At 39.0% G+C, this 22,905-nt stretch carries 14 protein-coding genes and 3 pseudogenes; 5 read left to right on the forward strand and 12 right to left on the reverse strand.

Translation table 11 applies throughout. From position 1 onward, the window contains the following. Positions 1 to 4: 4 nt before the first annotated feature. From BVU_RS20830 to BVU_RS23145, 4 genes and pseudogenes are all read right to left on the reverse strand, one after another. The gene (locus BVU_RS20830; RefSeq protein WP_012056040.1) at positions 5 to 1,120 is read right to left on the reverse strand and encodes a nucleotidyltransferase domain-containing protein; all 1,116 of its coding nucleotides are present in this window, start codon (positions 1,118 to 1,120) and stop codon (positions 5 to 7) included. 7 nt (positions 1,121 to 1,127) lie between these two features. Next, positions 1,128 to 1,397 carry a PqqD family protein gene (locus tag BVU_RS20835; protein WP_005840453.1) on the reverse strand — a complete coding sequence of 90 codons (270 nt, stop codon included), beginning with the start codon at positions 1,395 to 1,397 and terminating at the stop codon, positions 1,128 to 1,130. Positions 1,398 to 1,509: 112 nt separating this feature from the next. Then, positions 1,510 to 4,341 (reverse strand): fimbrillin family protein, encoded by a 2,832-nt coding sequence (locus BVU_RS20840; protein WP_012056041.1) that lies wholly within the window; start codon positions 4,339 to 4,341, stop codon positions 1,510 to 1,512. Positions 4,342 to 6,014: 1,673 nt separating this feature from the next. Then, positions 6,015 to 6,131, reverse strand: a pseudogene (locus BVU_RS23145) (sugar O-acetyltransferase); the annotation flags it as partial. 157 nt (positions 6,132 to 6,288) lie between these two features. Here BVU_RS23145 and BVU_RS20845 point away from each other — a divergent pair. After that, positions 6,289 to 7,632: a restriction endonuclease subunit S gene (locus BVU_RS20845; RefSeq protein WP_012056043.1), complete on the forward strand. Its 1,344-nt coding sequence runs from the start codon at positions 6,289 to 6,291 to the stop codon at positions 7,630 to 7,632. Positions 7,633 to 7,662: 30 nt separating this feature from the next. On the opposite strand, the gene BVU_RS20850 is transcribed toward BVU_RS20845, so the two are convergent. The 6 genes from BVU_RS20850 to BVU_RS20875 all read right to left on the reverse strand — a co-directional run bounded on the left by BVU_RS20850 (position 7,663) and on the right by BVU_RS20875 (position 15,897). Continuing rightward, positions 7,663 to 8,466, reverse strand: a complete 804-nt coding sequence (locus BVU_RS20850; protein WP_008670108.1) for a tyrosine-type recombinase/integrase — start codon at positions 8,464 to 8,466, stop codon at positions 7,663 to 7,665. A gap of 476 nt (positions 8,467 to 8,942) precedes the next feature. Continuing rightward, positions 8,943 to 10,292 carry a restriction endonuclease subunit S gene (locus BVU_RS20855; RefSeq protein ID WP_007831979.1) on the reverse strand — a complete coding sequence of 450 codons (1,350 nt, stop codon included), beginning with the start codon at positions 10,290 to 10,292 and terminating at the stop codon, positions 8,943 to 8,945. 45 nt (positions 10,293 to 10,337) lie between these two features. Beyond that, positions 10,338 to 11,468 (reverse strand): PDDEXK nuclease domain-containing protein, encoded by a 1,131-nt coding sequence (locus tag BVU_RS20860; RefSeq protein WP_012056044.1) that lies wholly within the window; start codon positions 11,466 to 11,468, stop codon positions 10,338 to 10,340. Positions 11,469 to 11,471: 3 nt separating this feature from the next. Continuing rightward, positions 11,472 to 12,890 carry a type I restriction-modification system subunit M gene (locus BVU_RS20865; protein WP_005839436.1) on the reverse strand — a complete coding sequence of 473 codons (1,419 nt, stop codon included), beginning with the start codon at positions 12,888 to 12,890 and terminating at the stop codon, positions 11,472 to 11,474. A 4-nt stretch (positions 12,891 to 12,894) separates the two neighbouring features. After that, a complete protein-coding gene (locus BVU_RS20870; RefSeq protein WP_005851235.1) occupies positions 12,895 to 15,597 on the reverse strand; it encodes a DEAD/DEAH box helicase family protein in 2,703 nt (900 codons plus the stop codon). A gap of 90 nt (positions 15,598 to 15,687) precedes the next feature. Further along, positions 15,688 to 15,897, reverse strand: coding sequence for a helix-turn-helix domain-containing protein (locus BVU_RS20875; RefSeq protein WP_007831974.1), 210 nt, complete (start codon positions 15,895 to 15,897; stop codon positions 15,688 to 15,690). Between the two features lie 123 nt (positions 15,898 to 16,020). On the opposite strand from BVU_RS20875, the gene BVU_RS20880 reads away from it, so the two are divergent. Continuing rightward, positions 16,021 to 16,848: a GIY-YIG nuclease family protein gene (locus BVU_RS20880; RefSeq protein ID WP_007831972.1), complete on the forward strand. Its 828-nt coding sequence runs from the start codon at positions 16,021 to 16,023 to the stop codon at positions 16,846 to 16,848. A gap of 23 nt (positions 16,849 to 16,871) precedes the next feature. After that, entirely contained in the window at positions 16,872 to 17,270 is a 399-nt protein-coding gene (locus tag BVU_RS20885) for a YdeI/OmpD-associated family protein (protein ID WP_007839911.1), read from the forward strand. A gap of 38 nt (positions 17,271 to 17,308) precedes the next feature. Here BVU_RS20885 and BVU_RS22965 read toward each other — a convergent pair. Together BVU_RS22965 and BVU_RS22050 are read right to left on the reverse strand one after the other, a co-directional pair. Next, a pseudogene (locus BVU_RS22965) lies at positions 17,309 to 17,677 on the reverse strand (type II toxin-antitoxin system HipA family toxin); the annotation flags it as partial. 3 nt (positions 17,678 to 17,680) lie between these two features. Then, a pseudogene (locus BVU_RS22050) lies at positions 17,681 to 18,000 on the reverse strand (helix-turn-helix domain-containing protein). A gap of 697 nt (positions 18,001 to 18,697) precedes the next feature. Between BVU_RS22050 and BVU_RS20895 the strand changes: the two are divergent. Further along, positions 18,698 to 20,515: a DUF262 domain-containing protein gene (locus tag BVU_RS20895; protein ID WP_012056047.1), complete on the forward strand. Its 1,818-nt coding sequence runs from the start codon at positions 18,698 to 18,700 to the stop codon at positions 20,513 to 20,515. Then, entirely contained in the window at positions 20,481 to 22,694 is a 2,214-nt protein-coding gene (locus BVU_RS20900; RefSeq protein ID WP_012056048.1) for a DUF262 domain-containing protein, read from the forward strand. Before BVU_RS20895 ends, BVU_RS20900 begins: the two co-directional genes overlap by 35 nt. The last annotated feature ends 211 nt before the right edge of the window (positions 22,695 to 22,905 follow it).

Consider the following 22,905-nt stretch of genomic DNA (forward strand, 5'->3'; position numbering starts at 1 on the left):
CCGCTTATTTTCGTTCCGTCTGGAAGATGGTATGGGGAGAGCGCAGATGCAACAGAATAGAATTTCCAACCCATTTGCACAGTGAAATGCGCAACACGCTGTTGCACGCACGATGAGTATGCAGCATACGTTTGGTTTTATAAACCAGAATGCCCCATTTATTCTTCGCCGGAACTGACATCGTATAGGGTGGCCGGATGATTTCCCGTAAGATTTCCTCCGCCAACTCTTCTCCTCCATATACAGGAACGGAAGTTCCCAAATAATCATTACAGAGGCGGGTCATTGCCAATATCATATTTCTAAAACGAATATCCGTCACTTCCTCAGGAATATGCAGGTCGTATCTATTCAGCAGGCAAGCCCAGTCGCAAAGATGATGAAGTGCCAGGCCGCGTGCATAATGCTGGGCGGCATGAAAAGCGAGAAATACGGTATTAAAGGTGGAAGATGGGATTAAAATGGAGCATTTTCCGTCCAATTCCGCCGATACGGGTTGTAGCAGTTTTTGAAGGAGCTTATCCATCTTCACCGCTATACGGTATGTTTCCGAATTAATAAAGGTTTTATGATTCTCTATCGGAATACCTTTATAGTAAAACATACTATGCTTTTCGGAGTGTTCAAAGTCTACCTCTATTCCTTTTTCTTCCATTAACCGGTCTGCCAGCCGGTTGGCCTCGGCATCACTTTTCCGGGAATGGTCTGCCGAATAAGTGAAGATGTCTATATCTCCCCCTTCCCTGTGCGAAGGAATGGGATAATAGGTGGAGAGACCCACTCCTTTCAACTGGACCGTGGTAATGCCATGCGTTTTATAAAAAGCTGAAAGTTCGGCTATGGTATGGCAGTACCGCAGGTAGCGTTTTTCATAGTTCTCTACCGCCATCGCCCAGTTTAACTTCAAAGCCTTCGGGGGTTGCAAACAGGCCGGCAGGGTTTGTATTCCGTCCCATGCCAAGGCCATCACTCCCTGAGTGCAAGCTAGTCTGTAACACGCCTGCCAAAGGGCAGGAGATATATCGGTAAAAAGGATTTCACTAACCGGCTTTGTGCTGTTCAACGCGGATCGGAGCAAGGCAAATAGCATTTGCTCCGGTTGATCGAGTATTATATCCATTGTTATATCAATCAAGTAAGGCTGAACATTTTTTTAGTGCATCTGCCCAAATCACCACATCTCTTTCGGCCTGCTCTTGAGAAATATGATAAGATTCCACCAACACCAAGGCTGCCTCTTGTAAAGTGAAATCCTTTCCCGAAAGTCGTTTCCAAAGTAAGCAAGCGGAAAAATTAAAGGAAATAATACGGGTCAAATCAGTATCGGGAACACCTTGGTTCACAATTATTGTTTCTCCGGCTATGGAGCGGAGTTTGAAATGGGGATTAAGTTTCATAATCTTCTAATCTTAAAAAAAGAAAGCCGCCCGACCTTTCGAGACAGGACGACCTTCTTTTATTACAAATCACTTTCTGCCATGACTAATAACATGATAGCAAATAATTCTCTTATTTTTTATAACTATCCCAACCGGTTCCTGTAAAAGAAGGAGTACCTGTCACATTAATGATAGAGGAAGCATCTGTTATCGATGAATCAACAACCAAATTGCCGTTAAAAGTACCACCCTCAATATTTAATTCCATAGGTTCGGTGTTTCCGGTACTTTTTGATAATTCCACGTTACCATTAATAATACTAGTACCTTTAACAGTTACTTTAACTCCGTCAGTGTAGGTTGAAAAGCCGCAAACATCAAATGCATATGCACCAGTTCCGGCATTAATCGTAGTATTGTTAATTAAAATATTACCACAATTGTTACTCAATACATATAAGGCATTTAGCCCCCTCACTGTCATAGCATCCAACGTCAAATTACAGTAGTTCTGAATCATAATTTTATCATTATCACTTGCCAGTGTTCCGTTTTTCATAGTAACGGTAGAACCTTTCAACAATTGACAACTGTTCGTTTCTGTGCCAGCCGAGCCAACGGTCGGTTTAGCAAGTGTAAGCACATGGTTGTTCAAGTCCAATTCTACAGATTGTCCACTTTGCGTTTTAAAGCCATTACAAGTAGCGTCTCCATTCAAACGTATCTTCACGTTAGCATTACCGCTTAAGTATAAAAGTGCGGACGGATCGGAAAAAGTACCACCGGTAACAGCCAGCGATGCACCTGCACCAACCACATAGATCTTGCCATTCAGTGTTCCACCACTGATAGTCATCTGTCCCAAGTCATTGGCTGCACCATTATGGCCTTCATTATCCACCACATACTGAGCGGAACCAGTCGTATTGAATATACCTCCTTTGATTTCAGCCACATGATGATTCTGTACGGTTGCCTGAGACATATTGGTGAACGTACCGTCGTTGATGACAAGCCGGGCTCCATCATCATTTTTAATGGTATTAAGACCTCCGGCAAATGTACCACCGTTTATGATAAGTGAAGGATTCTGATGATTAGTACCGCTTACATATCCATTTCGCGGATTCGTATTGGTATAATCATAATACCCATTGGCTATCATCGAAGAATAATGCCCGTTTTGCGATATCTCCACATTTGGATTAATCGTCATCTCGCCATGATTCAGAATATTATAATAGCTGTTACCACCTGAACTTTCTGAGTCCTGACCGTTTTCCTTACTTCTAATATAGGTTCCGCCATTAAGAATTACTGTACCGTTATTATAGATACAAGCTTTCCCGTGACTTACATTATCCACTGTACCATTTCCGTTAATGGTCAGTTTACTATCCTTGTTTACGGTAAATGTATCACCAGATTTGTTGGTGATTTTATGACCGTTCAAATTGATGATAACTTCATTCGTTGCGGAAATAGTAAAATCTCCCGTCAAGTCTGTGGCAAGAGTATAAGTTCCACCATTTTTTGCGACATTTTGCAAGTCGGCTACGGCAGCATCAACTACTTCAAATGCATCATTACCGGACAGATTGGGTAATTCAGCACCCTCTTCTTTATAAATAATGACAGTTGAAGTGTTACTGCTTTCACGACTGATGGCTGTTACTTTGGCACCACTCTTCACTCTTACATTACCGGCTTTTACCTTCAATGTATTAACAGTAACTCCTTTACCAAGAACCAATGTGTTTGCAGCAGTAGTTGCCGTTACTTCATCATAAGTAGCTGTTTCGCCATTGGCAGCCAAAGTTACGGTAGAAGAAGGCAGATCTATCTCAAATTTAGGCGCAGTATCTAATTGCGGTACAGATACCAACACGTTTTCAGGTGCAGCTGTACCACCAGTACCAGTGCTCTCTTCTTTAATGGCAACAGCATTTGTTGTAGAAATATTTTCAAAGGATATGCTGACATTTTCTGCCGGTGTACTTTTTTTCGGTATTGAAACTGTAGGACTGGTTTCAGTTGAAGCCACATCAGCCACAGAAACAGAATTGGTTTCTTTTAAAGCATCGGCTACCTCTGATACACTTTCAACTGTTGTCGGCACACTTCCGGATACTTCGTCCAACGTTATAGTTGTGGTATAACGTTCGTTACGTTTAGCATCTAAAGCTTTTGTCTTTAAAACCTGGCTTGTAGCGCCATTACCAATGGAAAGTTCCAAGGCAGGATACTCGGCTACAGGCAACGGGAAATAGAATGTTTTACTGGTCACGTCATTGCCAGCAGTAAAGTTTATAGTTATGGATGAGGAATTTGACGTTTCTGTGGTTGTCAATGTAGGGATACCATCAGCGAATGCTATTTGTGCATTTCCAGCAATGGCTGGAACAGTAGTTTTTTCTTGAGCGGTCATAGAAGTCAATTTCGCCCAAGTATAGTCCTTCGGGATATTATTGACAGTTATGCTCATCAGGGCACCTGCATTTTTAAAAGCCAAGACATCCTGTGCGCTCTCATTTATTTGGCAAGCCATAAGAGCACTGCTGTTTTCTCCTTCCTTATAATTATAGGTATCCTTCAACGTTAATGATATTTTACTTCCATCATAAGAAGCATCGCTGCCATAAGGATAAAAAGCAGCTTTCTTTACAGGACTCTCACCTTCCAGTACTCCTGAGAACCCTGCGTTCTTGGTCCCGGCTCCACTGGATAATGAATAGTTAATGTTAGTGTAAGTAGAAGAACTTCCATTCGTTACAAAAATGCCAATCTCGTCACCTATACTCCAAACGACAGAATTGCCATTCATAGCAGTACGCGATTCAGCATCTCCCATAGTGGCACATACTTCATCAACGCCACTTTTCGCCACGCCCAAATCTTCATTGGAACAACCGGTTATTCCTAATCCAAGAACAGCTAAAGATGTGAACAATATCTTTTTCATACGTGTATGTTTTTAAATTATTTATTTCAATTACCAAGGCTGCGGGTTATAGTCTTCTGTTCCACCACTTACTGCAAATCCTTTTTCCACTTCTACTTCGATAACCTCCACTTTAGGAGCCTCATACATTTCCATATTGTTTGTTTCCATAATTTCCGTACAATAAATTTAGATTATAATTTTTCAATGATTCTGTTCAGACATTATACGCCCCAATTATACCATAGAATATTTTTTTATGAAAGATGCTATAATTGCCGTCTGTGGGCAGAAGACTCCTGGCGGTCCGGTGACATATACTGTGTCTCCGCAACCTCGACTTGACAGATAACGGGAAATAAGGATTCGCATTCCCGCTTGCAGTGTTGTTTTCATACGTCTGTAAATGTTAGATCAGTCTATCTTGTCAAAAGACTTTGCCTAACTCCCCCTCCTCTGTTCGGCGGTTAATAAAAAAAAGCGTGAGGGCTGTATCTTGTTTATCTTATCGTCGGGCCTTCGCATTGCCTTGTACCTAGATAAACAACAGCCACCCACGCCATTAGGTATATAGATGCCACAGTAATGGCAGGTATATAACACAGACGTGAGCGTTGTTGTTATCATCTTCAGGTACAGTTCAAAGTTGCGAAGTTTGACGATAGAAGATAATTTCAATAACGCTTCTTAAAATATGTAACGTTCTACTACGCCATAGTATAATAGTCGGTACAAATATAATAATTTCTTAAATAGGAAAAACGTTTCTTAGCGATTATTTTTAATAATTGCTACCACAAGCATTAAAAACACTTCTGTATTTCACAATAAATCGACTCAACATAACGCCAATACCAATAGAAAGTTATAAGCAATTATACCCTCATGCTCTCATTATGCATATAATCCATTGATAATGAGTGTTGAATGAATGATGGTAGCATATTTCAAAAAGTATCTTTACCCTCATGCCCTCATTCTACAGAACAAATAAAAAGAGCATATCTATCTGATAACCAATAATATGAGCACATACGAAGTCTTAATTCAAAAGTTTGTCAGCCATCGCATTTTGAGCTTTTTCATCACAGTATACTCTATTTTACAAACATCCGATTACATTTTCATGCTGACAAGTTCTACTCATCGTACTTTCCTATTTGTTCTTTCTATTATTCGCAATTGCTTACTCACTAATGTGACTAACTATAATCACAAACGTGACTAAAGTTAATCACAAGTGTGATTAAGTCTAACCACTAATGTGATTAAGCAATTTCCCATAGTAAAGAACTGCAATATGAATGACCGATTATCATATAATGATTTCTATATAAACTATCAAGAACTCCCTAAAATGCAGTAGTTACCGTTGTTTCTCCTAGCAAAATATGATAAGATTCGTGTATATAAAAGGGATCTTGTAGGCATTATGCCATTTTTCTTCACCTAAAACGGCAAAATAGACTCTTTTCTCACCTGAGTGATTTTGAAACGAATTCAGCTATATCACATTGAATATAAGAATATTAGATAATAATCAGTATAATTAAACAGTGAGAGCATGAGGGCAAATTGTTTCTTCAAAAATATGCTACCATCATTCATTTAACACTCATTATCAATGGATTATATACATAATGAGAACATGAGGGCATATTTGCTTATAACTTTCTATTGGTTATCTCCTTTCTTTATTCCTTGATATTACGGATATGACTAACAGGCACACCGCCCACAACCGTATTTGCCGGAACCTCTCTTGTCACGATCAAACCTGCTGCAATGACAGCATTGTTTCCGATGGTTATTTATCGGATAAATGAAGAATAAGTGCTTTGTTTCTTATTCTATTTATCAAATGTTACTTGTACCATTAGAATGAAGAAGGCTGATTAGTATGAATGTGAATATGCTGCATATAAATTTTCAACCAAAACAATTATGGATTGCCGATGAAAAACTTAAATGTCTAATACATGGTTTAGATTAAGGAGAGGATTTTTCCTCTCCTTTTTTCCTTCCGATACGCCCCATTATGAGAATGTGCCGTTTGAGCTGCCGAATTCGTGGGTATGGTGTAGATTGGAAGATATAGCTTATGTTGCATCTGGAAGTACACCAGATAAAACATGCTTTGTAGAGAATGGTGTTCCTTACATTAAGATGTACAATCTCAGGAATCAAAAAATAGATTTTGCCTATCATCCACAATATATTACAGAAGAAGTGCATAATGGAAAGCTCCAGCGTTCGCGCACAGAAGTAGGAGACCTTATTATGAATATTGTTGGACCACCTCTTGGTAAACTTGCAATTATTCCTACAACATTGCCACAAGCAAATTTTAATCAGGCCGCTGTACTAATACGCCCTTACAAATTTAAAGAGGTGTTGGTATCATATCTAAAAGTCTACTTAGAGGAAATGTCAGAAATAAATTCTATTGCCACACGAGGTTCTGCCGGACAGGTTAATATATCACTGACACAATCTCAAAATATGCGAATACCAATACCGCCTTTAAATGAAGTTAGAAGGATAATTGAAGAGGTGTCTAAGTATGATATTTTGATTGATTCGCTCAAACAAAATATTACTGACATTCAAAATCTTATAGCCTATACCAAATCCAAAATCCTTGATCTTGCCATTCACGGTAAACTAGTACCGCAAGATCCGAATGACGAACCAGCCATTGAACTATTGAAGCGCATAAATCCCGACTTCACACCTTGTGATAACGGGCATTATACGTTTGACGTTCCGAGCGGGTGGATAACGACAAATTTAGGGTCAATATTTAATGTCGTATCAGCTAAAAGAATTTTGAAGTCAGATTGGAAGCATAGTGGTGTTCCATTTTATAGAGCACGTGAAATAGCCAAGCTGTCTATTTATGGACTTGTAGATAATGAATTATATATTTCAGAGGAACATTATAACTCATTAAAGGAGAAATTTCCAGTACCCAAAGCGTCAGATATTATGATTTCTGCCGTTGGTACTATTGGCAAATGCTACATTGTAAAAGAGTCTGATAAGTTCTATTACAAGGATGCAAGTGTACTTTGTTTGTGTAATGACTATCAAATAAATGCGAAATATATTTACCACATCATGAGAAGCGAATATATGCTAAAACAGATGTATGATAACTCAAAGGGTACAACTGTTGATACCATTACGATTGAAAAGGCAAAACAATATATATTGCCCCTACCTCCACTTGCCGAGCAACAGCGCATAGTAGCCAAGATTGAAGAGACATTCTCCATTTTTGACGGTATTCAAAATTCCTTAGAAGCGTAAACAAGAACGCTTCTAAGGACTAATGTAACTTTACCAGTTCACCACTTTATCCACAATCTTCTGCTGTTCGCTGGCAGTGCGGCGTAAATAGATACGAGTGGTTTCTATGCTTTCATGCCCCATGAGGTCGGCAAGTAAAGCAAGGTCGTTAAAGCGGTCAAGGAAGTTTTTGGCGAAACGGTGACGGAATGAATGAGGGTAAACCACCTCTTTGTTCATCCCGTATTTTTCAGCAAAATGTTTGAGTTGAGAAGCTATTCCACGAGTAGTAATGCGCTGTCCAAACCGATTCAGAAAGATGTAGCCGGAAGTAAGTCCTATTTCTCTGAGCCATTTCGCAGCCTCCGTGCGCAAGTTCTTCGGGATATACAAACGGCGTATCTTTCCTCCCTTGCTGTATAGGTCAAGATGCCCGATTTGTATATGTTCTGCTTTGATATGGAGTAGTTCGCTGACACGTGCCCCTGTAGCAGCCATAAACCATACGATGAAATACCACTCATCATAACCATCTGCTTTGAGCTGGGCTTTGAGAAATTTGTAATCGGCATCGCTTATTACATTTTCCAAAAAGTTCTTCTGTTGTACCTTTACGAACTTCACTTTCAGTTTCTCTTGTTTTGTAAATTCCAGATACTTATTGATACCTTGCAGCCGAAGGTTCACCGTCTGTGGCTTAAAGTTCTCCACCAAGTACCCCTTATATGCCAAGAGGTTCTTCTTGTTTACTTCTCCATAATGATTGAGGAAATACTGTACCGTCCACACATACGATGTAACGGTGTTCTTGGCGAGATTAGTCTTTGCCAAATGATTTTTGAATTTTGTTACCATACTACATTGATTTATAATGAATACAGTAACAATATAAGAGAATATATCGAACATGATAAGAAGTTGCCTGAAGGATGGGCTATGTGCAGGCTTGAATAAGTTGTAGATTATGAACAACCTACTGCTTATATTATAAATTCAACGGCTTATGATGATTCCTACTCAATACCAGTCTTAACAGCAGGTAAGTCTTTTATAATTGGTTATACCAATGAAGCGACAGGGATATGCTCAAATCTTCCTTGTATAATCTTTGATGATTTTACAACAGATTCAAAACTAGTTGTTTTTCCTTTCAAGGTAAAATCATCAGTAATGAAGATTCTAAAAATGCACAGTGATATTGAGATTGATTATGTGGCAATGTTTATGAGTGTCACATATCAATCTGGTTACACTCATAAACGATATTGGATTTCTGAATACTCAAAATAAGAGATACCTATACCACCGAAGGCAGAACAAAAACGGATTGTTTATACAGCCCGTAATATTTCATTCATCGTATCAAGCACCATATCTATTTTAGCCACAATTCGTTCTTGCTCTTTATATGGCGGTATGGGTATTAAAACATTACCAATAGATGTTTTTGTTAAACTGGGCATAGCCGTACTTTTATCTAATTTGCTAAAATCAAATGATAAGCAGAAATAATACAGATATTTATCAAGTATAGCATCATTAGCCTTCAAGCCAAAAGCTGTATCAACGTTCCAAAAATGTTCCTCTACGAATATAGGATTATTAATTGTACCTTTTCTTCCAATTATTGTAGAACCTGCGATGCAAAGATACTGATTAGCTCTGCCTATAACACCGCCACTACCATAAATTGGATATATACCGTTAAGTGTTTCAACATTTTTTTGAGACTTCCCATTCGTTATACTTGTAATCTGTTTCATTTTACAAATAGCCCATCCTTCAGGCAACTGTGTATAATGCCCGTTATCACAAGGTGTGAAGTCGGGATTTATGCGCTTCAACAGTTCAATGGCTGGCTCGTCATTCGGATCTTGCGGCACGAGTTTGCCGTGAATAGCAAGATTGAGGATTTTACTTTTTGCCTGCTTGATAGTTGTTTGTAAATCTTCCTTGCTATTCTTGATAGTATCAATTAAAGAAATCCACTTAGCCACCTCTACAACAATTCTTTCTTGTTCCTTTAAGGGTGGAATAGGTATCATTAATTGCGAAAGCTTTTGAGCATTGATATTAGATTGATTAACAGCATCCGTTTTTACATTATAGCACCAATTACGATAATAGCTGCTATTCATTACAGTATTAAGGTAGTCTGAAAAAATCAATATCGGTCTAATGCGAATAAGATAGCCAGCATATATGGCTGGTTGTTCTTTCTTATAGATTGCCGTTTTCCCTACCCATTCACTACTGTTTGTGCGATTGAACAGTAAATCGTCTTTTTCAAGTGAGTACAGCTTAATATCTTCATTATTTGACGAATACACTAAATTAGAATAATCGATTGTACCGACATTAGTAATATTCCCCATTCGCAAGACAGCTATTTTTCCCACACTTAAAGACTTCTCTGAAGTTCCGTATTTCAATTCGCACACAATATCTTCTAAATTGCACCATTCCCACCCATTGGGTAACAAATAGGGATAATGGGGCGTATCGGAAGACTTTGCAGACTTCTTACTCCGTTTAATTTTGCCTTCTTTTATCAGTCGTTCTTTTTCAGCCTTGATTCGTTCGAGCAGAACTGATGCTGGTTCATCGTTGGGATCTTGGGGTACAAGTTTTCCATGTATCGCAAGGTCGAGTATCTTTTGACGTAACGCTTTTGTATCCATCGTTATATTTCTGTTTGTAATTGTGCAGTTTTGGCTGCACAATTACTATTCATGTTCTTCCAGTTTCTTTAATTCCTCATTTTCTTCAAACTCTTCAATCCATTCCTTCACCTTAGCTTGCAATAAAGCCTTGTTGGGGAGATAGAGTTGATAAGCAGAAGCATAGATGTTAACATCTTTAGGCAAGGTAAGTTCCACTAGTGCATCGTTCTTCTCCTTACACAGTAGAATACCAATTGTCGGCTTTTCAAAGTCTTGTTTGACATAGCGGTCGTAATAGTTGACATACATCTGCATCTGCCCAAGGTCTTGGTGAGTTAGTTTGTCTATCTTCAAATCTATAAGCACATAGCATTGTAGCAAACGATTGTAAAACACCAAGTCAACAAAGAAATGCTGCTCATCAAATGTGAACCTTTTCTGCCTTGCTTCAAATAGAAATCCTTTGCCAAGTTCTAATAGGAATTGCTGCATCTTGTTGATAATGGCATTCTCTAATTTAGACTCTGAATAAACTGCATCGGGTTTTAGACCAAGAAACTCTAATGTGATGGGATTCTTGATAATGTCTGATGGTTTCCCAATAGATTGTCCTTCCTTAGCCAACCGCATTACTTCATCTTTGTTACGGCTCAAAGCCAATCTCTCATAAAGACAGCTTCCTACTTGACGGCTGAGTTGTCTTTTAGACCATTGTTGTTGAGTACATTCTATTTCATAGAAACTGCGGGCATCCGGATTTTCCACCCTCATCAGTATAAGATAATGAGACCATGAGAGAGCGAATGTCGGCTCAGAGATACATTCCTCTGACTTCGGATAATCGGCTAACCACTGGTTAGCCTTTTGACTCGGCTTTGGACAACCACTGGTTAGCCCTTTAGAAAAAACAATATAAAACTGCCGTATATTCTTAAGCGTTGAATATGACCATCCATCTCCCAACCTATCAGTCAGACGTTTGGAGAGTTCTTTCAGCACCGCCTTTCCATATTCGGCTCTTGTTTCCCCCTTTTGCTCATATTCTACTATATATTGTCCGATATGGAACTTAGTATAAACCTCAGCTATATTGACGGCTGTTGCCACACGTTCCCTTGCCTGCGTAACAAGGTTAACAACCTTCAAGAACAGGTCGTTTATATCTTTATCATTTGTGAAAACCTCTTTTCCCATAACTCAATTTTCTTCAATATTCGCAAGTAGCTTTTCAAGTTCAACCACAGCAGCACTTATCGTTTGGCTTTTATCCTTTATATCAGCCATCAGCTCTGCCAATGAACGGTTGTCCACCTCACCACCTTGCTTTATCCAAGTAATGTCAAGACTTGTTTTGTCTCTGGTAAGAATTTCATCTACAGGGTATTTACGCCAACGACCTTGCGGATTATTTTCTGCATCGTATGTCTCTACTCGATTATTATAGCAAGAAACAAAATCATCCAAATGATGCCGTTCCAGTTTATTGGTGGCAAGCGTATGCTTTATATCTGTACGGTAGTCGTAAAACCATATTTCCTTGGTCGGTTGTCCTTTGCTGAAAAACAACACGTTGGCTTTTACGCCTTGGGCATAGAAAATACCTGTAGGTAAACGCAAGATAGTATGCAAATTAAAATCCTGCAATAAGCGTTTACGAATAGTCTCACCTGCTCCAGCCTCAAAGAGAACATTATCAGGAAGTACAACTGCTGCACGTCCTCCCGTTTTGAGCATAAGCATCATGTGCTGGAGGAAATTTAACTGGTTATTCTTGGTCTCTACATAAAAATCCGGGCGGTTAATATCCACCGATCCAGCCGGACGAGTTCCAAAAGGAGGATTGGCAAGAATCACATCTACAAGAGTTGACGGTTCTTTTTCCAAAGAATCCTCACAAACAATCGGACTACGGTCTGTACCAATACCATGCAAATAAAGATTCATGGAAGCAAGCGTCACCACTAAAGGCGTATTATCCACACCATGCAAAGCTTTGTCACGCAAGAAATCACGTTTTTCTTTACTTGCTGACTGACCTTTCATATAATCGTAAGCTGTAAGCAAGAATCCACCCGTTCCACAAGCCGGGTCACAAACCGTTTCCCCCATTTGCGGATTGATACAATCTACTATTGCCTGAATAAGTGGACGAGGAGTAAAATACTGTCCTGCCCCGCTTTTCTTGTCTTGTCCGTTCTTTTCAAGAATGCTTTCGTAGATAGCTCCTTTCACATCACCGTCCATAATGAGCCATTGCTCCTCATCAATCATGGTGATGACCTTTTTCAGATAAACAGGCTTGTCTATCTTGTTTTGAGCCTTCGTATAAATCGTACCTATCAGATTATCCTGCTCACTAAGCAATTTAAGGGTCTCTTCATATTGTTTTACCAAATCCAAGCCATCAAGTACTATCAAATCTGCCCACTGATAACCAGTTGGAATAGCCGACTCTTCTCCAAACATTTCTACATTTTCGGCATCCATCTTCAAGAATAAAAGATAGGTCAGTTGGGTAATATAATCAGTAAATCCAATTCCTTGTCCGGCAAGAGTGGTTGCCAGATTCCATACTTTTTTGGTGAGCGATTGCTCTGTTGTATTATTTGTTGCCATTTCTTTATGCTGCTTTTCTTAAAACTACAAATGTGTAAAGTGAATGAAGTGCCTCGTCTGCCTTCTGCATATTGCCAAACGCTCTAATCATTTGGGCTGCATGGGTAGCATCATCTTCACGAATATCTCTGATAGTACAAGCTCCGTTAGAAGCGATGTAATCCACAATACGACTGATAACCTCTCGCTGTTTGTCAGTTATTTCACGCTGGTTTTGCCCTAACCAAAGATTGAAAAACTGTTTAGAGGTAGTAACTACGCTATCCAATCGTTCGATTTGGTGGAAAGCAAAGCGCACAAGTTGTATGATATTGGTCAATGCATCGCTTTCTTCTTTGGTAATGGAACGCCTTACCACTTTAGGGTTAACTATGGCATAAGAGTTCCAGAGTTGTTTGGATGTAAAATGATTGTTTGCCATTTTAAGTCTGTTCTCCAAATCCTTTAGCATCGAATAGGTTATAGGCTCTCCCTCATTGTTGTAAATGATGCGCAGTGCCTCTATTTCGTCATAGTACTTTTTACAAAAATCTTCAAAAGCCTCTGTCGTATTTTTTGCTTCCTCAATGGAAAACCCTTTGGAGATAAGCGTATCTTCACCCGGCATCAATGTATTGACGAATCCGGCTGCAAGTATAAGAAGGTATTTCCGAGCATCTGCATGATTGGCAAGCGGAGCGACTAGCCCCTTACGTTCATTGTTAGGCTCATCAGTGCTTACAAACGGTGGAAGAATGCCTTTCTCCAGTGCATCGTATATTCTGGCAGAAAGTTCCTTCATGTCATCATGAGACAAACGGACAAACTCTTTCCGTTGCGGATCATCCGCCTTGTTGTATATTCGGGCAAGCGTTGCAGCAAGCCGTTTGAGATACTCGTCAGGAATATAGCCATGACTAATACGTTCTAATAGCTCCTTTAGAGTAATCGTCTTTGTTGTAGGAGCATCATCTATAGGTGCCACTGTTTGCGCATGTTCCGTCACGCCTACCGCATCAACCAAATAAAAACAATCCTTGCTGAATGCGTTCGGGGTAACATTGCGAAGTTGCTCATCACCAATAGTACGTACTCCACGCCCTTTCATCTGAATATACAAAGGCAATGACTCCACATCACGCATGAACATCACCACTTCCAGCGGCTTTACATCTGTTCCGGTGGCAACCAACGTACAGGTGACAGCAATACGGAAATCCTTGTCGTTACGGAATTGGCGTATCAGTTCGTTACTGTCGCCTGCCGAATAGGTAATTTTCTGAACAAAGCGGTCATCAGTCCGTCCAAACACCTCTTTAGCTATTTGTACGATATTTGTAGCATGAGCTTCATTGAGAGCAAAAATCAATGTTTTGGGCAAAAAGTCCATATTTGGTTCACGTTGCGGGTCATTAAACAATTCCGTATAAACCACATCCCGATAGGTCGAAAGGACTAACTTTATCTGTGCCGGATTGATAATACTCCGATTAAGTTCTTTATTTGTATAGATTTTGGTTTCCTTACTACTTACAATCTTAACCTCACCTGTATATCTTGTTTCTTCTTTAAATTTCTCACCCTCTAATATAGCCCCACCCGTTTCTGTGACTTGCGTTTTTATTCTATATACCCGACAATCCACATTCACGCCATCAACAATACTCTTTTCCAATGTGTAGTTAACAATGCAGTTATTATTGAAGAATGCCATTGTTTCAGGGATAGGAGTTGCGGTCAGACCAACCAATCTTGCCGTATCGAAATACTCCAGCACCTTGCGCCAGTTCCCATAAATGGAGCGATGGCACTCGTCTATGATAATCATATCAAAGTAGTCGTGCGGTAAGTTGGGATTAGGAGGCAAGGTTACTTCCTCTATAGGTTCATTCTCGTCATCATCATTATCCTCAATAGTTTCTCCTTTCAAGAATGAGAATAGACGTTGTATTGTAGAAATAACGACATTGCTATCAGAAGGAATAGAAGACGAGCGAAGGCGATTGACCGTAAAGATAGTATTGAAAGCCTCCCCGTTCTCTGTCAGACGGAAAGTTCCAAATTCTCCTTCTGCTTGTTTTCCAAGATTATTTCGGTCTACAAGAAACAACACTCTACGCATTGGTGTATAAGAAAGCATCCGGTAGGCAGCAAGACAAGCAGTATATGTTTTACCCACACCGGTGGCAAGAACCATCAACGCCCGATTTTGCCCAGCACGGAAACTCTTTTCAAGTTCTGTCACTGCCTCATATTGGCAATCACGCAGCCCTTTCTTTTTCAATGTAGGGAGTCCGGCAAATGCATCTTCAATTCCCAGCCTCTTTACCAATTCATGTGGTGTAGGGATATTCATGATCTGCCTGAAACAAGAATCTTGTTCACGAAAATCACAGCAATATAGTTCCTTACCATTCGAAGTGAAGATAAAAGGCAATGGCTTTTGATATGCCTGATAGATATTCGGAACACTTCTTGCATATAAGGCTGCTTGCTCGCATACCTCTGAAGCAAAAGCATCCGTTTCTTCACGCTTAGCTTCAAGTACCCCTACTGCTTTTCCATTAATGAAAAGGAAATAATCTGCCTCAAGATTTCCTTTCAATAAACCTTCTCTTATGGCTACAGCCGTACAAGTAGGTTCATAATCCTCCCTGTTGACTACTTTCCAACCAGCATCGGCAAACCACTGGTCTATCTTTATTCTTGCTTTTTCTTCAGGAGTCATGTTCTTGATATTGTAAATTATCGGAAGTTCATAGGCACATCTGCAACAGGTTACAAAAGGAACCAGAACCTCCTAACCGTATTAAATAATTTATTGCAACCTTTCTTTTTTATCGGTTATCAAATCCTTCAAATCAACTTGTAATATCTCCGCAATCCGTTGCAAGGTTTCCAAATTAGGCTGAATCCGATTACAGGCATAGGCATTGACCATACTGAAACTCTTATCTAGCTGTTTAGCTAACCACGTTTGAGAAATACCTTTTTCGGATAAAACAGTCTTTATTCTATTCAGTTTCATTACTTGATATGATTTTATTAGACAAATATAGGGAATTATATTCGATAATAGTGTATATTTGCATTAAGAAAAGTCAGTTCTTAAATGAGTTATACCTCAAAGTAATTGAATTTAGACATATTTATGGGAAAGACAGTAACAACATATCTCATTGATGGAGACCCAAAAGGAACTCAATACGCATTCATTAGCAACAAAATTTGCCAAATGTTTGTCGTACCACGTTCTAATCTCTCTTATTTGAATACACAAGAGAAGTTACAAAAACCTGCATTCTATATATTGCTGGGGGAAGATGAATCAACCAAGCCGCAGGCGTATATAGGTGAAACGGAGAACTTTAAAGAACGTGTAAAAGACCACGATAGCAAAAAATCGTTTTGGCAAAAAGCACTCATATTTGTATCGAAAGACGCCGATATGACTAAAGTTGATGTGCAATACCTAGAACATAAAGCTATAGCCGAAGCCAAGAAAGCAAACGCTTTTGTTTTAAGCGATAATAAACAAATTCCTAAAGCCCCTAACCTACCGGAGCATCAACAGGACTCAATGAATGAATTTTTCGAAGATGTGAAGTTTTTGGCATCATTTATCGGTTGCAATATTTTTGAAGTATCACAACCCAAAGAAGAACATCTATTCTACACCAAAGGTAGAGGATGCAATGCAAAAGGTTTCTACAGTTCCGATGGATTCACAGTCCTAAAAGGAAGTACTGTTGCCAAAACAATGGTTCCGTCTTTCAACTGGAAAGAAAAACGAGAAAAGATGCTTCAAGATTACACTTCTACTGAGAACGGAATATTGGTATTGACATCAGATAAAACTTTTTCAAGTCCCAGTACTGCCGCAGATTTCTGTATTGGTAGCAGCAACAACGGCTGGTTGGTATGGAAAGATAAAGAAGGAAATACATTGGACTCAGTTTATAGAAAACAGTTGGATTAATAACATATCAGTTGGAGGCAAATATGGAAATTATCAATCTACTAGACTTCACAGACCGCATCGAGTTGAGAGAATGGCTGAAGGTCAACCATAATCGGGTGAAATCGTGTTGGGTTGTAACTTCACGCTCTAAACAGCCCACATACGAATGTATTCCATACATTGAAGTTGTTGAAGAAGCATTGTGCTTCGGGTGGATTGATTCAACTCTAAAGAAATTGCCAGACGGATGCCTTGCACAGCGGCTTTCACCTCATCGCAAAGGAAGTCATTGGACTGAGTTAAACAAAGAACGTTGTATCAATCTTGAAGACCGAGGACTTATGACAGATGCCGGACACCAAGCCTTTGAGAAAGCCTATTCCTACGAAATAGTTCCCAAAGGCTCTCTTATGGAAGAAAAACCGCATTCCTTGATTTAGCCGAGCTTCGTACCGAACGGAAAATCATTTCTACAATAGAAAGCCCCCATTCGGGAAAAGTCATCGATACCTATCAAATAGTCGAAAGGAAACAGTCTTCGTACCGGTCGCTTCTCCTCCATCGCTACAATCTGCTCACGTCGCAGCAACAACGTTCGCCACCCAATGACCCGGCAAAGCATCCGAGAAACATCCAAATATATCTTTCTCCGGTTGCGTATATTGCTGTCCCGGATAATTATTCAGATCATCGCTCAGAAACAAATCTCCGTGTTTTTTTCAAAACATCCATCATTGAGAGTAAAACAATAGCAATCCGAGCTACGAAGAGATTCATAGCCTAACTCACCAACGAGTTCTGTTTCTTCGATCCAATCAAAATCGGCATATACATATAGCGTCTTCATCGCTTACTCTTTCTTCGAAGCACGTTCCCTTGTCTTCAAACTCAAATTCTGCAAAACTTTTCCCAATTTATCTTCTTTGACCAGCCACAGAATATCATCATCAAGCTGCAGAACATACAGCACTCGCAAGTATATTCCGATTGCTACCATCGGTGCGCCTTTCTCTATTCGGAACACAGTCAACGGGGAACAAGTGCCCGTTCCGCCACCTGAGCCACACTCAAATTCCTCCGCTATCGAGCCAGTTTTATCTGCTCTCCCACAACCGACATCTTCTGCTCCAATTTTCGAGACAACTTAATCCCCATTGTATTCTTTGTCATAATCAACTTATCATATAATATGTAAAAATATTACTTTTTATCTATTTAATGATAGATTGCAGACAAAATCGCAAGACTAGAAGACACAGCAGTATAAAGGCTCTACACTTTTTCAAACGAATCATCCCCATTACACGACATTTTTCCAAACGAATTAAATGTCTATTCTACAAAAATTACCTTACAACATATATTCAAGATTAGTTTACTATTCAAATGAAAACCAACTTTACTTTATCCCCGTATTCCTATATACGTTCAATAAAGTAAAGTCAAAATAAGGGAGAAGAGATGGCTGCACTATGATGAAATAACTTCAATCATTTTTCTTTTGGCTGCAAAACGTAGAGTAACCGAGTGTAAAGATCGAACAAAATACAACTCCGAATAGGACACATAACACTCGCATGGGAACCAGAAAATACCTGTGAATCTATCCTCGATTTTACTACCCTTTTGGGCAAAACGAACTCCGACATACCCTATCTTTGTGAACAAGATCTATCGAAGCCCTAGAAGGCAGTTTTCACCCTTTCTCCCTCTGTTCGAAGAGAAACGATAAAAAACATTAAAACGTCGGTCCTTAGCGAAAAAACAAGTAATTTTGTAAAGTTTCCACCTTTTAAATACAAACTATCGAAAATCAGTCAGCATACGATATTACATTGTATAAAAAATTATATTAAGATACTACAATATGTCAAACATTATTCTTGATACAAAAAATGTAGGGAAGATCAAGGGCCTTTTCTACCTCCCCGATTATCAACGGGGTTATAGATGGACCTCGGAGGAAATAAAACTCCTTCTCGATGACATTTATGAAAGTGCGGGAAAGCCATATTGCTTACAACCAATTGTTGTAAAGAAAAGCAATGAGAGGTTCGAGCTCATTGACGGGCAGCAACGTCTTACAACCATATACCTCATCTGCAAGTATATGGAAGCAAAACTGGGAGATCTATATGAACCTAGTTTTAAGTTAGAGTATGAAACTCGTAAAGAATCAGCAAACTTTCTTGGTAATATTGATCTTTCGCTTAGAGAGCTGAATATAGATTATTATTTTATCGCATCTGCATACGAATATATAGAGCAATATTTTACAGAAAAGACACAGGGTGAGCGTCGAGAAATGGCAGCTTACCTGACCAAACTCAATGAATATTTCATATCATCAGTAAACGTCATTTGGTACGAAGTGGATTCTGCTGAGAATGGTATTGAGCTATTTGAGCGTCTAAACATTGGAAAAATTCCACTGACAAGCTCGGAACTTGTCAAAGCCTTGTTTCTTAAAGACAGTGTGCGAGACAAGATGTCAGGACGACAGGAGGAAGTCTCACTCCAGTGGGACATGATTGAGCAAGAACTACAAAATCCATCATTTTGGGGCTTTTTGTCCAATATTGATGGAGATCAAATGCCAACTCGTATAGATCTTATCCTTGATCTGATGGTAGACAAATCAGGGAATGATCGTGAAAAGTATCGTACATTCTTTTACTTTGATCGACAAATAAAGTCTCTATCGGAAACCACCACAGAAAATCCGCTTCTTGAGATATGGAGTCGCATCTATCATGTGTTTCTTACACTACGCGAATGGTATACGAACCATGACTTTTACCATAAAATTGGTTATCTGATTACTATAGGAGTTCCACTAAGGAAAATTTATACCGTATGGCAAAATGATGGCAACACTCCTCTTGCTAAGGATATATTTCTTAGCGAGCTCGACAAAATGATTTCAGAATCAATAAGCATTAAAGATAAAGAAGAGTTACTTAGCTTATCATACGATACAAGGAAAGACAAACTACAAAAGGTATTGACTTTGTTTAATGTGGAAACAGAACGTCTGATGGACGATGGTAAACGAAGGTTCCCATTTGACAAACATAAAGATTCTATATGGAGTTTGGAGCATATCCACGCTCAAAATGCCGAAAGCCTTAAAAAGAATAAAGATATTCTTACATGGCTAGAAAGTCATATTGCACTTTTGAAATCTTCTGAAGGTTCTATTTTTGAGGTAAATAATGAACTTATAGAGAAAATGGAGATATTGATTGAACAACTTCATAGCGATAAGGATCCAGGGAATGTGCGTGAACGCTTTAATGAGATTCAGAAGGAAGTAATTATCATATTCACGTCTAAGGAAGATGTCGTTAAGGAGAATAGCTACTCGCATGGATTAGCAAATATGGCACTACTAGATGTATCTCAAAACGCGGCTCTTAGCAACTCCGTTTTTGATGTTAAAAGACACCGTGTCATTAATTATGATAAAGAAGGAAGATACATTCCAATTTGTACAAAACACGTATTCTTCAAGTACTATACTCAAGAGGGTCCATCGCTTTTCTTTTGGGGAGAAACAGACCGAAGAGATTATGCCGAGGCCCTTAATGAGAAAATTTCACCTTATTACAAACAGGATAATAACGATACCACTATACCCAACTTGACAAATGGAAACTACGACACTGAAGAATCTGATTTCTGAAAACAATCCTTACGGAATAAGTGGAATCACTATACCACGGATTCAACGTGCTTATGCACAAGGCCGATCTGATGCACATGCAGTAAAGACTCGTGAACGTTTTCTATCAGCAATACATGCTGGATTAATAAACAATGGTTTAACCCTCGATTTCATTTATGGTAATATTCAGAATGGTCAGCTGATTCCTCTTGATGGACAGCAACGACTAACTACTCTTTGGCTACTTCATTGGTATGCAGATAAAAAAGAGGGCATCAACGATAAGCGACTTGCGAGGTTTTCATACAACACACGTTATAGCGCGAGAGATTTTCTTATAAAGCTTGTTAACTACGAACCTACATGGAAAACACATCTTAGTGATGAAATTAAAAATGAGGGATGGTTTCCAATGGAATGGAGCAACGATCCTACGGTTAGAGGAATGCTCACAATGCTTGATGAAATCCAAAAGCGTTTTGCCGATATTAATGACTTATGGAACAAATTGGATAAAATTAATTTCTATTTCCGCGATATTGAGGAGATGAAGTTAACCGATGACATTTACATCAAGATGAACTCCCGTGGAAAACCACTCACTGACTTTGAGCATTTTAAGGCAGAACTCTTAAAGGTTATGCGTTCTGAAAATGACGATGAAGCTACTGCTAAACGCATTGGCCTTAAGATAGACCGCGAATGGACCGATTTACTTTGGATTTATAGGGATGAGTATAATCTCGTCGATAGCGGTTTTCTAAACTTTTTCCGTATGATTTCCCTTATTCTTGTCTATAAGTCAGATCGCTCTTCATCAGAATTTGATTTAGAAGATGATTTCAGTTTACTGGAAAGGCTTTATAAGAATCAACCAAAAAATGTAGTGTTTTTTGAACAATCCTTTGATTGCATGGTCAATATTCAAAACAAAGCGCGACGTTCTAATTCATTAATACTTAACCCTATTGATATTTTTTTCAACTCTTACCTGTCAAAAGATTATCATGAACACGAAAAAGTTGTCGTATCTCAACAAATTACAGATCTCAATATTTTCAAAGGGGTATTGACCGGAGCCGCGTTGCGTAAAAATACTACCTATTGGTTAATAATGCTCTACTCCTTTCTTATCTATTTAATGAACTATGATAAGATAAAAGAAATGGATTTCCGTCGACGCTTGCGTGTGGTAGTGAATCTGCTCAAAAATTCCAGAAACGAAGTTGTCGATACCCCTAATGGTGATGCAGGAAACCGTATGCCCGCAAATCTTCGTCAGGTAGAAAATATTATTCTTTCTGGAGAAATTGCAGATAGTATAATGATTGACAATGACGTGAGACAGAATTTCAATGTAATTCAGATGGAAGAGGAGCGTCAAAAGCTCCAGTTTACCAAAGAACATCCCGAGCATTCTGCTGGTCTTTTTCAGTTGGAGGATCACTATCTGCTTCAAGGTCGTACAGATCTTGTTGGGTATGAGAATACTCATCTTTATCAGCGATTCATCCATGTCTTTGATAGATGCTCTCGCGATATTATTGACTGTGCAATGTTAGCAACGTATGATTATAGCCAAAGGATAAATAATTGGTGCATTCAACTTGGTTCTGGGAATCAGGATGAAATTGGCAATAAGGCTTGGTATGCATTATTTCATCCGACAGGCAAAAATCCAGATTTTAATAAGACAAAAAAATCATTACGTTCTCTGCTTGAGATTGATATAGAAATAGACGACATTTACTTACAAGAAAAAATTGATGCGTATCTAACAGAATGCAAAACTAAAAGTCAATACGATTGGCGATATTATTATATCGCGTATCCATGCTTCCGCCCCGAGCGTTATGGCAAATATACTATGTATGATGAACAACCATACGCTCTTGTGGCATTGCACTCTGAAAAGCGTGAATCATCTAATGCCTACCAATGTATGCTTCAAGCACTCATTGAAGGACAAGCAGTAGCAAATTCTGTAGAACGATATGATATCCGTGCGCTCTCTTACAGAAAAGGGCTGTTGAGATGTGAAAACAATGCTTTTGTATCATACTCTTTGAAGGACAATAAAGAGCGTGCCAGATTTATCATTCCACAAAACAAAGAAGGCATTGACATCGTTGACCGTATTCAATATTTCAAAGATAATAGAAAGGATAATGATTACTGGATATATCAGGAAGGTTAGTATTAAATCGTAAGTAAAGTCGCTCTCTTCAATTATAGAGCGACTTTACCTAACTCTATAGGGAATGCTTATTTTATACGGCAGAGCTATAGAGGAAACACTAATCACATCAACGGCATACAAGAGTATCGGGTTAAACAAAATTCAAGTATAAAACTCTCTTCATAGGGGCAACTGCCTAGAGTCCTTCAAGGTAATCAAATACGAGGTG

Source organism: Phocaeicola vulgatus ATCC 8482 (genome assembly GCF_000012825.1).
GTDB lineage: Bacteria > Bacteroidota > Bacteroidia > Bacteroidales > Bacteroidaceae > Phocaeicola > Phocaeicola vulgatus.

Bases quoted from the DNA above. Each gene is read 5' to 3' on its own strand.
- BVU_RS20895 (WP_012056047.1), top strand. From the start codon at position 18,698: ATGTCAAACATTATTCTTGATACAAAAAATGTAGGGAAGATCAAGGGC.
- BVU_RS20855 (WP_007831979.1), bottom strand. From the start codon at position 10,292: ATGGATACAAAAGCGTTACGTCAAAAGATACTCGACCTTGCGATACAT.
- BVU_RS20845 (WP_012056043.1), top strand. From the start codon at position 6,289: ATGTCTAATACATGGTTTAGATTAAGGAGAGGATTTTTCCTCTCCTTT.
- BVU_RS20865 (WP_005839436.1), bottom strand. From the start codon at position 12,890: ATGGCAACAAATAATACAACAGAGCAATCGCTCACCAAAAAAGTATGG.
- BVU_RS20860 (WP_012056044.1), bottom strand. From the start codon at position 11,468: ATGGGAAAAGAGGTTTTCACAAATGATAAAGATATAAACGACCTGTTC.
- BVU_RS20870 (WP_005851235.1), bottom strand. From the start codon at position 15,597: ATGACTCCTGAAGAAAAAGCAAGAATAAAGATAGACCAGTGGTTTGCC.
- BVU_RS20830 (WP_012056040.1), bottom strand. From the start codon at position 1,120: ATGGATATAATACTCGATCAACCGGAGCAAATGCTATTTGCCTTGCTC.
- BVU_RS20835 (WP_005840453.1), bottom strand. From the start codon at position 1,397: ATGAAACTTAATCCCCATTTCAAACTCCGCTCCATAGCCGGAGAAACA.
- BVU_RS20885 (WP_007839911.1), top strand. From the start codon at position 16,872: ATGGAAATTATCAATCTACTAGACTTCACAGACCGCATCGAGTTGAGA.
- BVU_RS20840 (WP_012056041.1), bottom strand. From the start codon at position 4,341: ATGAAAAAGATATTGTTCACATCTTTAGCTGTTCTTGGATTAGGAATA.
- BVU_RS20900 (WP_012056048.1), top strand. From the start codon at position 20,481: ATGGAAACTACGACACTGAAGAATCTGATTTCTGAAAACAATCCTTAC.
- BVU_RS20850 (WP_008670108.1), bottom strand. From the start codon at position 8,466: ATGGTAACAAAATTCAAAAATCATTTGGCAAAGACTAATCTCGCCAAG.
- BVU_RS20875 (WP_007831974.1), bottom strand. From the start codon at position 15,897: ATGAAACTGAATAGAATAAAGACTGTTTTATCCGAAAAAGGTATTTCT.
- BVU_RS20880 (WP_007831972.1), top strand. From the start codon at position 16,021: ATGGGAAAGACAGTAACAACATATCTCATTGATGGAGACCCAAAAGGA.